Source organism: Mesorhizobium sp. WSM4815, assembly GCF_055811575.1.
Map to the genome: position 1 here is coordinate 122,448 of NZ_JBVVQS010000090.1, position 12,934 is coordinate 135,381.

General features: G+C 60.1%; 17 protein-coding genes. 6 read left to right on the forward strand and 11 right to left on the reverse strand.

Annotated elements, in window-relative coordinates; genetic code table 11:
* Positions 1-10: 10 nt before the first annotated feature.
* From kdpA to AC0L2B_RS13100, 9 genes are all read right to left on the reverse strand, one after another.
* Positions 11-1,714 carry a potassium-transporting ATPase subunit KdpA gene (kdpA, locus tag AC0L2B_RS13060; RefSeq protein ID WP_473745612.1) on the reverse strand — a complete coding sequence of 568 codons (1,704 nt, stop codon included), beginning with the start codon at positions 1,712-1,714 and terminating at the stop codon, positions 11-13.
* Between the two features lie 33 nt (positions 1,715-1,747).
* The gene (locus AC0L2B_RS13065) at positions 1,748-1,837 is read right to left on the reverse strand and encodes a K(+)-transporting ATPase subunit F (RefSeq protein WP_023797479.1); all 90 of its coding nucleotides are present in this window, start codon (positions 1,835-1,837) and stop codon (positions 1,748-1,750) included.
* 496 nt (positions 1,838-2,333) lie between these two features.
* Complete coding sequence (locus AC0L2B_RS13070; protein WP_036262205.1) at positions 2,334-2,516, reverse strand: hypothetical protein; 183 nt, start codon at positions 2,514-2,516, stop codon at positions 2,334-2,336.
* Entirely contained in the window at positions 2,516-2,704 is a 189-nt protein-coding gene (locus AC0L2B_RS13075) for a DUF3606 domain-containing protein (RefSeq protein ID WP_023797481.1), read from the reverse strand. The genes AC0L2B_RS13070 and AC0L2B_RS13075 overlap by 1 nt, the downstream gene beginning before the upstream one ends.
* Positions 2,705-2,900: 196 nt before the next feature.
* Complete coding sequence (locus AC0L2B_RS13080) at positions 2,901-3,161, reverse strand: DUF982 domain-containing protein (protein ID WP_023797483.1); 261 nt, start codon at positions 3,159-3,161, stop codon at positions 2,901-2,903.
* 167 nt (positions 3,162-3,328) lie between these two features.
* Complete coding sequence (locus AC0L2B_RS13085; RefSeq protein ID WP_027153036.1) at positions 3,329-3,559, reverse strand: hypothetical protein; 231 nt, start codon at positions 3,557-3,559, stop codon at positions 3,329-3,331.
* A 132-nt stretch (positions 3,560-3,691) separates the two neighbouring features.
* Positions 3,692-4,453, reverse strand: coding sequence for an NYN domain-containing protein (locus AC0L2B_RS13090; RefSeq protein WP_287329956.1), 762 nt, complete (start codon positions 4,451-4,453; stop codon positions 3,692-3,694).
* A gap of 112 nt (positions 4,454-4,565) precedes the next feature.
* A complete protein-coding gene (locus AC0L2B_RS13095; RefSeq protein WP_128169940.1) occupies positions 4,566-4,838 on the reverse strand; it encodes an Atu4866 domain-containing protein in 273 nt (90 codons plus the stop codon).
* Between the two features lie 85 nt (positions 4,839-4,923).
* Positions 4,924-5,667, reverse strand: coding sequence for an SDR family oxidoreductase (locus tag AC0L2B_RS13100; RefSeq protein WP_473745613.1), 744 nt, complete (start codon positions 5,665-5,667; stop codon positions 4,924-4,926).
* A gap of 120 nt (positions 5,668-5,787) precedes the next feature.
* Here AC0L2B_RS13100 and AC0L2B_RS13105 point away from each other — a divergent pair, with 120 nt between their 5' ends.
* From AC0L2B_RS13105 to AC0L2B_RS13115, 3 genes are all read left to right on the forward strand, one after another.
* Positions 5,788-6,678, forward strand: a complete 891-nt coding sequence (locus AC0L2B_RS13105) for a LysR family transcriptional regulator (RefSeq protein WP_473745614.1) — start codon at positions 5,788-5,790, stop codon at positions 6,676-6,678.
* A gap of 225 nt (positions 6,679-6,903) precedes the next feature.
* A complete protein-coding gene (locus tag AC0L2B_RS13110; protein WP_473745615.1) occupies positions 6,904-7,377 on the forward strand; it encodes a hypothetical protein in 474 nt (157 codons plus the stop codon).
* Between the two features lie 143 nt (positions 7,378-7,520).
* Complete coding sequence (locus tag AC0L2B_RS13115) at positions 7,521-7,976, forward strand: YybH family protein (protein WP_473745616.1); 456 nt, start codon at positions 7,521-7,523, stop codon at positions 7,974-7,976.
* Between the two features lie 255 nt (positions 7,977-8,231).
* On the opposite strand, the gene AC0L2B_RS13120 is transcribed toward AC0L2B_RS13115, so the two are convergent.
* On the reverse strand, positions 8,232-8,420 hold the full coding sequence (locus tag AC0L2B_RS13120) for a DUF3606 domain-containing protein (RefSeq protein ID WP_091595632.1): 189 nt from the start codon (positions 8,418-8,420) through the stop codon (positions 8,232-8,234).
* A gap of 71 nt (positions 8,421-8,491) precedes the next feature.
* On the opposite strand from AC0L2B_RS13120, the gene AC0L2B_RS13125 reads away from it, so the two are divergent.
* The 3 genes from AC0L2B_RS13125 to AC0L2B_RS13135 all read left to right on the forward strand — a co-directional run bounded on the left by AC0L2B_RS13125 (position 8,492) and on the right by AC0L2B_RS13135 (position 11,346).
* Positions 8,492-9,388, forward strand: coding sequence for an ATP-dependent DNA ligase (locus tag AC0L2B_RS13125; RefSeq protein WP_473745617.1), 897 nt, complete (start codon positions 8,492-8,494; stop codon positions 9,386-9,388).
* Between the two features lie 352 nt (positions 9,389-9,740).
* Entirely contained in the window at positions 9,741-10,457 is a 717-nt protein-coding gene (locus tag AC0L2B_RS13130; protein ID WP_473745618.1) for a hypothetical protein, read from the forward strand.
* Between the two features lie 532 nt (positions 10,458-10,989).
* On the forward strand, positions 10,990-11,346 hold the full coding sequence (locus AC0L2B_RS13135; RefSeq protein WP_473745619.1) for a hypothetical protein: 357 nt from the start codon (positions 10,990-10,992) through the stop codon (positions 11,344-11,346).
* A 764-nt stretch (positions 11,347-12,110) separates the two neighbouring features.
* On the opposite strand, the gene AC0L2B_RS13140 is transcribed toward AC0L2B_RS13135, so the two are convergent.
* Complete coding sequence (locus tag AC0L2B_RS13140) at positions 12,111-12,869, reverse strand: Crp/Fnr family transcriptional regulator (RefSeq protein WP_473745620.1); 759 nt, start codon at positions 12,867-12,869, stop codon at positions 12,111-12,113.
* Positions 12,870-12,934 lie beyond the last annotated feature (65 nt).

Below are 12,934 nucleotides of genomic sequence, written 5' to 3' on the forward strand. Positions count from 1 at the left end.
GTGGGACGGTTCAGAAAGTCTGCCCGTGGATGCCGGCCAGGTGCTCCACGATCGGTCCGACTGCCAGCGCCGGGAAGAAGGTGAGGCCGCCGACGATCAGAATGACGCCGACCAGCAGCCCGACGAACAGCGGCCCGTCGGTCGGAAAGGTGCCGGCGGAGGCGGGCACCGTCTTCTTGGCGACCAGCGAGCCGGCGATCGCCAGAGCCGGGATGATGACCAGGAAGCGGCCCATCAGCATGCCGATGGCAAGCGTGACGTTGTACCAGGGCGTGTTGCCGGTCAGGCCGCCAAAGGCCGAGCCGTTGTTGGCGGCAGCCGAGGTGTAGGCATAGAGAACTTCGGAGAAGCCGTGCGGGCCGGCATTGGCCATCGAAGCGACGCTGGTCGGCAGCACCACCGCGATGGCGGTGAAGATCAGCATCGCCAGCGGCAGGCAGAGAATGGCGAGCATCGCCATCTTGACCTCCTTGGCCTCGATCTTCTTGCCGAGATATTCGGGCGTGCGTCCGACCATCAGTCCGGCGACGAAGACGGCGATCACGATGTACATCAGGATGCCGTAGAGACCGGCGCCGACACCGCCGACAATGACCTCGCCGAGCTGCATGTTGATGATCGGGATCATGCCGCCAAGCGCTGTGAAGCTGTCATGCATGGCGTTGACGGCGCCGCAGGACGCGGCGGTGGTGATCACCGCAAACAGCGCCGACAAAGCGATGCCGAAGCGCGTTTCCTTGCCTTCCATGTTGCCGCCGTCGATGCCCAGCGCATGCACCAGCGGATTGCCTGATGCTTCCGCCCAGTAGCAGACGGCAACGCCGGCGATGAACAGGAAGCCCATTGCAGTCAAGATCGCCCAACCCTGGCGCTGGTCGCCGTTCATGCGGCCGAAGACGTTGGTCAGCGCCGCACCGATGGCGAAGATCGAAACCATCTGGATCAGATTCGAGATCGCGTCGGGGTTTTCGAAGGGATGCGCGGCATTGGCGTTGAAGAAGCCGCCACCATTGGTGCCGAGCATCTTGATGGCGATCTGCGAGGCAACCGGCCCGACCGCGATCGTCTGCCGCGCGCCCTCCAGGGTTGTGGCGTCGAGATAAGCGCTGAGCGTCTGCGGTATGCCGAGATAGACATAGACCAGCGTCAGCACCATGCAGAGCGGCAACAGCAGGTAAAGGGTGCACCGGGTCATATCGACCCAGAAATTGCCGATCGATTTGCCGGAGGCCTTGGTGAAGCCGCGGATCAGCGCGATTGCGATGGCGATGCCGGTCGCTGCGGACAGGAAGTTCTGCACGGTAAGGCCGGCCATCTGCACGAGATAGGACATCGTGCTTTCACCGCCGTAGTTCTGCCAGTTGGTGTTGGTCATGAAGCTGGCGGCGGTGTTGAAGGCGAGCCCGGGTTCGACGCCGCTCATGCCGGCCGGATTGTAAGGCAGGCTGCCTTGCAGCCGTTGCAGGGCGTAGAGCACCACGAAGCCGGCGAGGTTGAAGAACAGCAAGGCCGCCGCGTAGGTGGTCCAGTGCTGCTCCTCACGCTCGCTGGTCCCCGAGATGCGATAAAGGCTGCGCTCGACAGGACCCAAAATCGGCGAGAGGAATGTGCGGTCGCCGCTGAAAACGCGATACATGTAGCCGCCGAGCGGCTTCACCAGCAAAACGACGATCCCGCAATAGACGAGGATCTGCATCCATCCGTTGAAAGTCATTGAAATAGCCTTCCGTGCCTGCGCCAGTTGCCGTTAGAAACGTTCTGGGCGAATGAGGGCGTATGTCAGGTAGACGAGAAGGAACAGGGTCACAGCGCCACCGAGGATATAGTCGACAAGCATGTTGTGGTCCTTCCGCCTAAAGACTGTCGCAGGCTTTGACGAAGGCGAAGAACAGGGCGAAAAACAAAAACCCTATCCCGAGAACGATGATGTCCATCGGAGCTGTTCCTTATTTTCGTTTTTGCGCTGGCCTGCCTGCAGCCGGGCAGCGTTGAAGTCATGTGAAGACACTCTGTCGCGATGATAATGGCGACCGAGATGTGTCCTTCCCGACGGAATATGGATCCAAACCCCATAAAGGTTCGAGACGTGGCGAAGAGGAAAGAAATAGGAATCCTATAAAGGATTTGCCGTCGCGGTTCTCTGCGCGGCGCTCGAAGACAAGTCGTGCACCGGCGCGGAGCCACTGAAAATCAACGATTTCGCCGCATACGCCCGCTTCCCGCCCAGTTCATCGAAGAACGGAATGCGGCTGTCGTCCGGCGTGCGAATGGCTGGCGCGTGCGAAGCTGATGCGGGAAAGTCGAGGGCGGACGCGCTCCGCCAAATCGGCTGCTCAGCCTTCGGCCTTGAAGTTCTTGGCTTCCTTCTCGACCTTGGCGCTGTCCTTGCCGTGCTTGCGCATCAGATCCTTCGCCTGGTTGGGCGAAACGTCGGTGGTCTCGGCCAGGCGCAGGGCCTCCTTGTCGTCCGGTTCGCGTTTCTTCCGATCGGCCATTGCGGTCCGTTTGTCAGCCATCACAATGCCTTTATGCTCTTGGCGATTTCGTTCAGCACCTTGCGGTCGGTGCCGTGGCGCTTGATCAGCGTGCGAGCCTGGTCGGGAGTGATGCCGGCTTCCTCGGCGAGATGCCTCACCTCATAGTCTTCGTCGCCGGCTACTTGTGAGCGATCGCGGTTGTCGGTCTTGGTCTTGTCGTCGGGCATGGCAGTTCTCTCCTCGCTTGGACCTGGAGCATAACGGCGGAGATTTCGTGAGGTTCCTTAATGCATGTCGCCCAAAAGTGCGCAGCGGTTTTGGGACAACGACATGCATAAACAGGAGCAATGCATGTCGCCCAAAAGTGCGCAGCGGTTTTGGGACAACGACATGCATAGCGACAGCAATGCGACGGGACGCGCTTTAACGCCGCCCTTCGCGCACAAACACATGGGCTTCCTTGGCTGCCGCCGTGAATGCCCGCCGCGCAGTCCCAACCGCCCGCCGCTGCTCCATCGCATCCATCATGGCTTTCAAGGCCGCGCGATATTTCGGCCCGCGCTTTTCGTTTGGCCATTTGTCGACCAGAAGCGAGGCCGCCTGGACCGTCCTCGTCACAGAAAGCCGGCGTCCGGTGCGTTCGCTCTCGATCGTCACCGGAACGTCGAATTGTTCATCACGCATTGCCGCCACTCCTCGACTCCAAGGACAGCAACGGCGCAGCGGAGTTATTCGTTCCGACAGCGAATGGCGCGATCCATCCCGATCACAATTCATGGTTACGGAGTGGCTTATGTCGCCAGTCTCATTTTAGACAGTGCGCAAGCCAATTGCGGGCCGGGCAATGTGCATCAGCGGCACCGATGGTCGAACACGATCCCCATGGTCCTACCAATTGCGGTCATGACGATAAGCTCGACCAGTTGGTCGTCGCTGTCCGTACAAGCCGGGCCTGCCCGGCGGATGGTATCTATTGCGGCTCTGGTCGATATGGTGTCGCCGGCGCGGAATTTTGAAAGGGCAGATGAAACGAGTTCATGGGCCGGCAAGTCAACGACAGGCGCTCTCGAAACGATGTCCATTGGCCTCCTCCGCCATGAACTCTCTGCCACGAGAATAATACGCCGAATGGTGGTTTTCGCCAGCGAAATTGTGGTCCGACCAGAGGCCAATCGGACACCAATCGGACTGGGACAGCTAGCTTTTTGCAGGGCTCAGCGCGATGCTGCCGACTTCGATTTCTCTCTGCCTTTCGCAGCTGGCTTGACCCTTATGCGCATCGCTCCACCCTCGGGATGATCGATCTCAAAGGCATTGGTCTTGCGCACGAGATCGCTCAGCTTGCGAAAGCCGAAGGTCCTGGGATCGAAGTCGGATGCCAGATTGGCGAGCTGATTGCCGACAATGCCGAGCGGCACCCAGCCGTCCTCGGTTCCCATCTGTGAAATGACCCTGGTGATGATCGGCGTCGCGGCGCTGGGCGGCTGCAAGGACTTCGTTGGCGCCGCATCGTTCGCGTTGGCTGGCGCAGTCGGCAGCAGGTTCTCGGTGTATACGAAGCGGCGGCAAGCCTGCCGGAAACTCTCCGGCGTCTTCTGCTCGCCAAACCCATAAACGTCGATCCCGTGCTCCCTGATGCGAGCGGCTAGGCGGGTGAAATCGCTGTCGGACGACACCAGGCAGAAGCCTTCGAACCGCCCGCTGTGGAGAAGGTCCATGGCGTCGATGACGAGCGTGATGTCGGATGCGTTCTTGCCGGTGGTGTAGGCGAATTGCTGCTGCGGGATGATCGCATGCTTCGACAGCACGTCGGCCCATGCCTTTGAGCGGGTGCTGGAGAAATCGCCGTAGATGCGACGGACGCTTGCCTCGCCGATCTTCGCGATTTCCTCGAACAAGCCGTCGGCAATCTTGGCCGAGGTATTGTCCGCGTCGATCAGCACTGCAAGCCGTGGAGAACGTGGTTCGGTCGGCAAGGTGAGCCCCTGTTTTTGGCTGCGTACCAAATGCATATGGTGCAGCGGCGCCATGCGAAACCTTTTTATCGGGATGCGACTGATGTCGTCATCGAGATTCGACTGATGTCATCTACTTCGCCCGATACAAGATCATGCCGGCGTGGTGCAGCACGCCGTCGATGAACGTTCCGTCAGCGGTAAAGCCGGTGTCGTCCCAGTAGTCGATGTGATTTCCCCGGATCTCATAGCGCCCCTGGTATGCGCTGTCACGGTTCCCGCGCGCTTCGTCATAGCGACCATTTGGAAGCAAGTTGTGGCGGATATGGCCATCCGCCGTGACCCACATCCCGACATAGGGGTGGCTTGCCGAAGCTGGGGTAACGGAATTTTGCGCGATATTCATTTGGGCGAAGCCTTTCTGTGCGGATAAGCCGGCCGCGCCGGCAACAAGCACGGCAGCGGCAAGTATGGAAATCTGTTTCATCGGACTACTTGCTGGCTGTCGGCCGGATGACGATCTCGTTCACGTCGACATCGTCCGGCTGTTCGATGGCAAAGCGCACGGCACGGCCGATCGCGTCGGGCTGCAGCGCAATGGCGCGATAGGTCTTCATCGCTTCCACCGCGACCGGATCGGTGATCGTGTCGGCGAGCTCGCTCTCGACCACGCCGGGGTGGATGCAGGTGACGCGGATGTCGTTGTGCTCCTGCCGCAAGCCATCGGAGATGGCGCGGACCGCGTATTTGGTTGCGCAATAGACAGCGGCTGTCGGCGATACCGAAAGCGCGCCGATGGAGGCGATGTTGACGACATGGCCGGAGCCTCGGGCCGTCATCTGCGGCAGCACCGCAGCGATGCCGTAGAGCACGCCCTTGATGTTGACGTCGACCATTCGGTCCCATTCATCGACCTTCATCGAAATCATCAGCGACAACGGCATGACGCCGGCATTGTTGACGATCACATCGACGCGTCCCCAGGCTTGGCGCGCCGCATCGGCAAAAGCGGCGACATCGTCGCGGTCGGTCACGTCCAGGCGGCGTGTCATTGCCTCCCCGCCCTTTGCCCTGATCTCTTCTGCGAGCGCGTCCAGCCGACCGGTGCGGCGCGCACCCAGCATGACCTTTGCTCCTGCGGCACCGAGCTCCCGGCCGATGGCGGCGCCAATGCCGCTCGAAGCCCCGGTGATGAGCACGACTTTGTTGGGGAACAAGTTTGGGTTGAGGGACATGTTCGGTCTCCGTCTGGTTGATCCTTGAACCGCCATGCAGCGGTTGCCACGAAGATGGATCTGTTTCACTGTAGCGATAAGACGACCATTCGTTTACAGCGTCGAAAGCACAGCTAACCAATGCAGCCGGATCTCAATGCGCTTGCCGTCTTCGCCCTCGTCGCCGAGGAGCGGAGCTTTCGCGCGGCTGCGGACCGGATGGGCGTCACCCGCTCGGCGGTCAGCCAGACGATGAAGCGGCTGGAAGAGACGCTCGGTATCGGGCTGGTCCAGCGCACGACGCGAAGCGTCAGCCTGACCGAGGCTGGCGAACGCCTCTACGCCGAGATAGCGCCCGCCATCGCCGACATGCGCGCCGCAATGGAGAGCACCGGGGACCTGCGCGGGCGTCCGCGCGGGCAGTTGCGGCTCGCCGTCTCGTCGATCGCCGAGCGCTTTCTTTCAGGGCCGTCCCTGGCGACCTTTGCCGAAGCCAATCCGGAGGTCCGGATGGACATCACGGTGACGGACGAGGAATTCGATATCGTCGCCGAGGGATACGATGCCGGCGTCAGGCTCGGCGAGGTGATCGAGCAGGACATGATCGCGGTGCCTGTCGCCGGTGACGAGCGGCAGCTGGCCGCCTGCGCGCCGGCCTATCGTGATCGGTTTGGCGAGCCGTCGCATCCGCAGGAACTCGCGGGCCATCGCTGCATTGGCTGGCGTCGCGCCCCGAAGGTCGCGCCCTATCGCTGGGAATTCGCCGAGGACGGCAAGGAGTTCAGCGTCGCGGTCGCGCCGGCGATCACGACCAACGACATGGCGTTGATGATAAAGCTCGCCATTGCCGGAGCCGGCATCACTTTCGGCATGGAGGAAAGCTTTCGCCCGTGGATCGCTCGGGGCGAACTGGTGCCGGTTCTCGTCGACTATTGCCCGCGCTTTGCCGGCTTCTACCTTTATTATCCGAGCCGTCGCAACGTCGCGCCGAAGCTGCGCGCGCTTGTCGAACACCTGCGGCGTCCTGGCTAGTTTTCCACGCGGACGATTGAACCGAAATCGCTTTCCGGCCGCCCGCTTTGGGACGGGAGTCCAGATCGTCAAACTCCGCTGTGCGCACCCGGTATCTCGATGTTGCATTTATATTAGTGTGAGCGCATGTTTTCATCAGCCGGCGCAAGCCGGTTAGGCCCGGTGGCCAGCCGGTCACCCCCAACAGGCTGCCGGGCCGCCTGCAACGGCTTGGGAGGACATGACATGCCGAAAATCTCGGAACTCTTTTTCAAGACAGCGATCGTCTTTCTTATTCTGAGAATTGCAGCCGGCCTGCAAATGGCAATTTCAGGCAATCACGGCGCCTACCCGGCTCACGCACACATCAATCTCCTGGGATGGGTAACAAGTGCAATATTCGGTGGGTACTACGCCCTGAACCCGACAAAAGCCGCCCGCACTATCGCAATGGTCCATTATGGCGTCTATAATTTTGGCCTGGTGGTGATGTTGCCGGCCCTCTACTTGATGCTGCATGGAAATCCGGCGCTTGAGCCGATCGTCGCCACCGGCTCGATGATCGTCGCTGCCAGCGTGCTCATCTTTTGCCTTCGTGGTTTTCTCCGCCGAAACGGCGCGCTCAGTCTCGGGAATGCCTGCGGTTCCACGCTAAACGATGTCAGGATATTGCTGAGCCAAGCCCGCGCCTCTGGCGGAGAAGGCGGGCCGATCGGGTAGTGGGCTGAGAGCGTCTGGCGCTTGCGTAATTAGATAAGCCTAATGCAAATCAGGTCTGGCCGATTGAGTGGGCGCGGCGGCGCACTCGGGTTGGGCGTGCTATTCATCCGGTAGATATGTCGATCACGCAAAGGGAGGACGAGATGAGACCGGTTAAGTCATTCGCATTTGCTGCTGTGCTGCTTCTATCGTCTGCATTGCCTGCGGCCGCCCAGTCGGCTCGCGAGGACATTGAAGCGGCGCTGCCGAAATTCACGGACGCCTTCAATAGCGGAAACGCGGCGGCGGTGGGTCAATTGTATACCGAGGACGCTGCCTTGCTGCCGCCCGACGGCAAGCGCGTCGATGGCCGCAAGGGCGTGGAAGAGTTCTGGCAGGGCGCGATCAAAGGCGGGATGAAGAATCTCACCCTGAAGGCGCTGGAAGTGGAAGAGAGCGCGAACCTCGCCTACGAAGTTGGCGCATTTACGCTCGATGCGCCGAGCAAAGACGGCGCCCTCTCCACCCTTGTGGGCAAGTACATCGTCGTCTGGAAAAAGGGCGACGACGGGACATGGCGCCTGCATCGGGACATCTGGAATTTAGGTGCCGCCCAATAGGGATTGAAAATCCAGGCCTCATTGACCGGCTTGGCGAAAGGTGCGGCTGGGTTTTTTGCGTTGGAACAAAGGTTTAGGTAGAAAGTTCGGCTTTCGCAGCATTATTTCCTGTGCAGACATGCTGCGAGATCGGCTCGTCCCTCTGATCAGCCCGGGTCCTTTTCCCCACCACGGGCGCGGGCTTTTCTACCTATCGTACGGAAATAGCCAATGACCAGCCGGCGATCGGCGGCCCCAGGTCTGACAGTTTGGTCATCATTGTGCCGGCAATGCCTTCGCGGCAGCGGTCAGAGTTGCCCGATCGTTGCCGTGCTTGCGGATCAGCTCGCGCACCTGCTCCGGCGTGATGTTGTTCTGCAGAGCGAAAAAGTTCACTTCATAATCATCGTCCGCCGATATCTTGTTGCGGTCGCGAAAGTCGCGTTTGTTTTTGTCGTCTGCCATATCGCACGTCCTTTTAGAACTTTATCATATTCGCTATGGCTAATATACGCCGATGACCTAGACTGGGTTCCATGCGCAGGCGGGCAGATGCCGGCACCGGCCGGCTAGAGTTCATTCCCCCGATGGAGCCCAAGCTGGTGGCCATGCCGCCCGAGGGTGACAACTGGATTCATGAGATCAAGCTGGATGGCTACCGCGCCCAGATCATTATCAACGGCCCCGAGGATATCCGCGTCTATACCGAAACCGGTAAGGACTGGACGCGTCAATATCTGGGGATCGTGGAAGCCGCGGGTGAGCTTGAGGTCAAGAACGCCATCATCGACGGCGAGGCGGTCGTCACCGACAAGGCCGGCATGCCCGACTTCAACGCGCTCCAGAACGCCGTCCACGACAATCCCTACGGCATGTACCTGTGCGCATTCGACATTCTGCACCTGAACGGCCATGATCTGCGCGACGTCGGCTGCAAGGCGCGCCGCGAAATTCTCCGCGGTATCATCAAGCCGCACAGCCGGATTCGGTTCAGCGAGGCCCTGCCTGGTGACGCGCAGTCGCTCTTCCACCTCGTCGAGGAGGTCGAGCTTGAGGGAATTGTCTCGAAGCGCGCCGACAGCAAATATCGCAGCGGCCTGACCTCGAACTGGCTGACGACCAAGAGCTTCACGGTCGATGAATTCGAACTGCTGGGCGTCGAGCGCCAGCCCGGCGAGGCAGCCTTCGCCCTTTTGGCACAGCCCGGCACCGGGAAATATGTCGGTTCCGCCCTGATCAGCCTGGGCCGCGACATGAAGGAGCGGTTGTTCAAGCGGGTTCGGGAGCACGCCGGGCCGCCGCCAGAGGCCATGAAGAAACGGCCGGGGACACAATGGCTCAGGCCCGGGATGAAGCTGCGCATCAGGCATCTTCGCGGCGACCACAGCCACATACGCAATGCGTCGCTGCTGGGTTTCGGTGACGAGAGCTAGTGCGCTTTGTCTGCCCCCTTTGAGCGACGGGCGCTTCGGCGCCGCAGCCAGAACGACGTCGTGACCTGGTTCACGCGGCTGGCCAACGACTGGCTGCCCAAACCTTCATCCTTGGCCGCACCAGCGCTTCGCCGTCAATCAGCCGAAGCAGGAGCCGTATGCCCCTTGCCATGATTGGGCTCGTCGGATCTGTGTGGGGCGCTCGGCAATGGGCGTGCCCACCGCTGTATTATGCGACGATTGAGCCCGCTACGGACATGCCCGGCTGGGCGGCAACCAGGCCGCGAATTGGCCGCAATGTCCCGGTTCAACTGTCTGCCGTGGCTCATGCTATCCCTGAGGTGCGTGAAGTATGAAGTATCTGTTGTCTCTGGGCATTGTGCTCTTTTCGGTACCTTTATCGGCATCGGAGATCATCCTGGAGCAGGTCACATTGCGCCGAGGGATGGAAGGCGACACCAGGCAGTCGGGAGCCTTGGACGATCCAAAAACCTACAGCAAAAACAAGGTGTACCGTGAGGAAAAGGCGCTTGCAGCGAAAGCTGGCGTCGAGATAGACCAATTCCTGGATGATTATTATGCGAAAGGATTTCGGAAGGAATCTGGAGCCAACAGAGCAGTACACTACCTGATATTCTACAATTCAATCTCGGCACCGCAGTGCAAGAGGGAATATTTGATCCAGCGGGTAAGGCACACCAAAATATACTACCGAAATAATAGAAAGATTGCGAACAAAACAGTCAAGTATCTTGTGGAGGTTTTCAAGCTGAACAGCTACGGGCACACCAAACGCGCCGACCGTCATAAACAGCTTCATTTTCTGGGGGAAGTCCAATCGCGAAAGACTGTCGTCGACATCGAGGTCGGTTGCGGCGAGGTGCGCAGCGTGGCCGATGGAGTGGCTTGGCCTTTCGAGCAGAAAATCCTGTTTAAAGAGTTGCAGGATTATTCCAGCAAACCCGGCCTCTACGACAAGGTCAGCTTCGAGTTCTCCAGGTCCTACAGCTTTACCTCGGAATTCGACCGGAATGGACACAAGATAACGCTGCCGGATTTTCATAGGTAAGCTTCCTCGAAGCGACCTTGCTGCCTTCCCGGCTGAAGCAGCTGATCTGAGCCGTGCCCGACTTTCCTTTCAGCCGCCGCCGGGACTCGAAGGTTTTCTACGATGACGTGCACCTTTTTGTCTTCTTCTGTTCCCGCAACCCGTTGTCCGCTGCCTCACGGTGGCGGGGCCTTTTGATGGGCACACCGGAACCAGAGCTTGGCGATCCGGTTAACTGGATATGCCAAACAAAATCAAAGACTCGCCACCGAAGCCTGCCCCGAAGAAGACACCTGTCCGTCGTCCCGACAAGGAAGCGTCGCCGGAGCCTGAACATGTGGACCCGCCGCCACGAGACGTGCGCGAGGCTCCGGCACCAAATCCAAACGGCGACAGGACGGGCTTAACCGGCCAGCAGTAGGCGAGGCGAGCAACTGCGGGAACGGATACATTTTTGTCAGCAGACATCGCTGCCCCATTCCATAGCGCCTCTCCGAACTGTTGCTTCGGTGCTATGGTGTTCCCGCATGATCAGACTGCAAGGATATGAGGCATGCCCGAAGTCACCCGCCGTACACTTCTTGCGTTCACCGCCGTAGCCTCGGTCGTTGAACCGACGTTTGCTGAAGGGGAAGGTGCCTCGCGCGAATTGCAGGCGCTGATCGGAGCCCATGAGGCCGCCTATGTCGCGCTCCACAGGGTTGTTCATCGAGCGGACAGCAGCAGCCACGACCGCAAGAGGGCAGACCGGATTGAAGAGGACGCATTGCTGGCCATCTGCTCGTATCCTGCGATCAGTCGAGGCGACCGCCGAGCCAAGGCCGAGTACCTGTTAGCCACTGAGGCACGGGGCGAACTTGACCTGGAAGAGCACATGCAGGCCATCCTGCACTCGATGATGCGTGGCTGATACCATTGTCGCCGGCAGCCACCGCAATTCGATGGCTCCAGCGAGTTCAATGGAAAGCGGATGGTTCTGCGGCGCTCTTGGACTGCTCGGCCGACGATGTGGGTGCCCGAACACGTGGGAGAGCATCACATCGAGCCCTTGAGACCGGTTCGAGGTGCAGCCGCCCGGTATCTATTTACGCGGCGCGTCGTTGAGCGAGGTGGAAACCCGAACGGGCTCGACGAGGCTCGACGGCGGTCACGATGCTGTGGTGGTGATCGCAGTACACGCGGTCAGGCGAAGTTGGCCCAGCACAAAAGCGGTGACCGCCGGGCACTGACCGATCTTCGCGAACCGGGAAGCGGCATTGACAACTGCCCAGCTTGATGAGGGGGACGTCGCTCGTTGGCAGTCTGGTATTTTCTGGCATGATGTCTTTCTGATTGCTAAAGGTTGGCCGTACGTCATCGCCATGATCCAATAGTCTGGTTTCCACCGTGGAGGGCAGCGACTAGGTCGGGCGAGTTCATCTCGCTTGGCTGGCTATGGAACATCATGTGGTGTCGGCAACTGCTTCAAGCAATTGCTTGCGGCTAGAAGCCACACCGCTGCTGATGGGTGCGCGAAGCGGGCATCCCTTGTCCGTGCCGGTTGACCCCCGGGGGAGCTTGCCCGAAGGCGGGGTGGGTGCAGATTGGGGGCCCACCACGCTGCGTTTTTTTCGGCTTTTAGGGAACCGGCCAGCAATGCGGATACATTTTGTCAGCAAGCGATGTAGTCGCGTCCTAGAGCGCCTCTCCGAAGTGTTGCGCCGGCCGGCCTGTCAGATGGCAAGGATATGACGCATCCCCGAAGTCACCCGCCGTACACCACTTGCGTTCACCGCCGTGGCGTCCGTCGTTGAACCACGTTTGGTGAAGGGGAAACTGCCTGACGCGAATGCAGGCGGAAGCGTCGTTTCGGATGGTTCGAGAATGCGGCAGGCTGTCGCGGATCGGGCCTGCGCAAAGCGCCAACCGAAGGTGCAAGGAAGGTGCAAGTAAATTCGACACCTCGCCGTCCACGAGTGCGGCTTTCTCCGCCCGATGCAGGAGCTCGACGATCAGCCGTTTTCGCACGACCAGAGTGCTGTATTCGAATACCCGCTCGGTCATGCGTCGGAGCTGGGCAGACAGATGCTCAAGCAGCATCCAGGCAAAAGTCGGGTGGGTCATCACGATATCCCGGAATGCTGTGCCGGACAGCCGTGCAGCGCGGGTTGCCTCCAGCGCGACTACGCTGGCAGAGCGTGCAATCCCGTCAATGCCTCCGAGCTCCCCGAAAATGTCACCCGGTTCGACATCGCGATACGCTATCTCCCTGCCGTCCGCTGAAACCAGTGTCACGCGAGCCCGTCCTTCCAGCAGGAAGAAGACATCGCGACCAGTGTCGCCGTGGGAAATGATCAGCTCGTTGTGTCGATAGCTGCGCTCGTGCCACCGTTTGGTCAGCGCGGCGAGGTCGGCATCGCAAAGTCTTGAGATGAAGGCCAGAGAGCTTGTCACAACGGTCTCTTGTTCAATAGCCTCTTGTTCAATAGCCTCTTGTTCAATCAGGTGTACTTCATCTT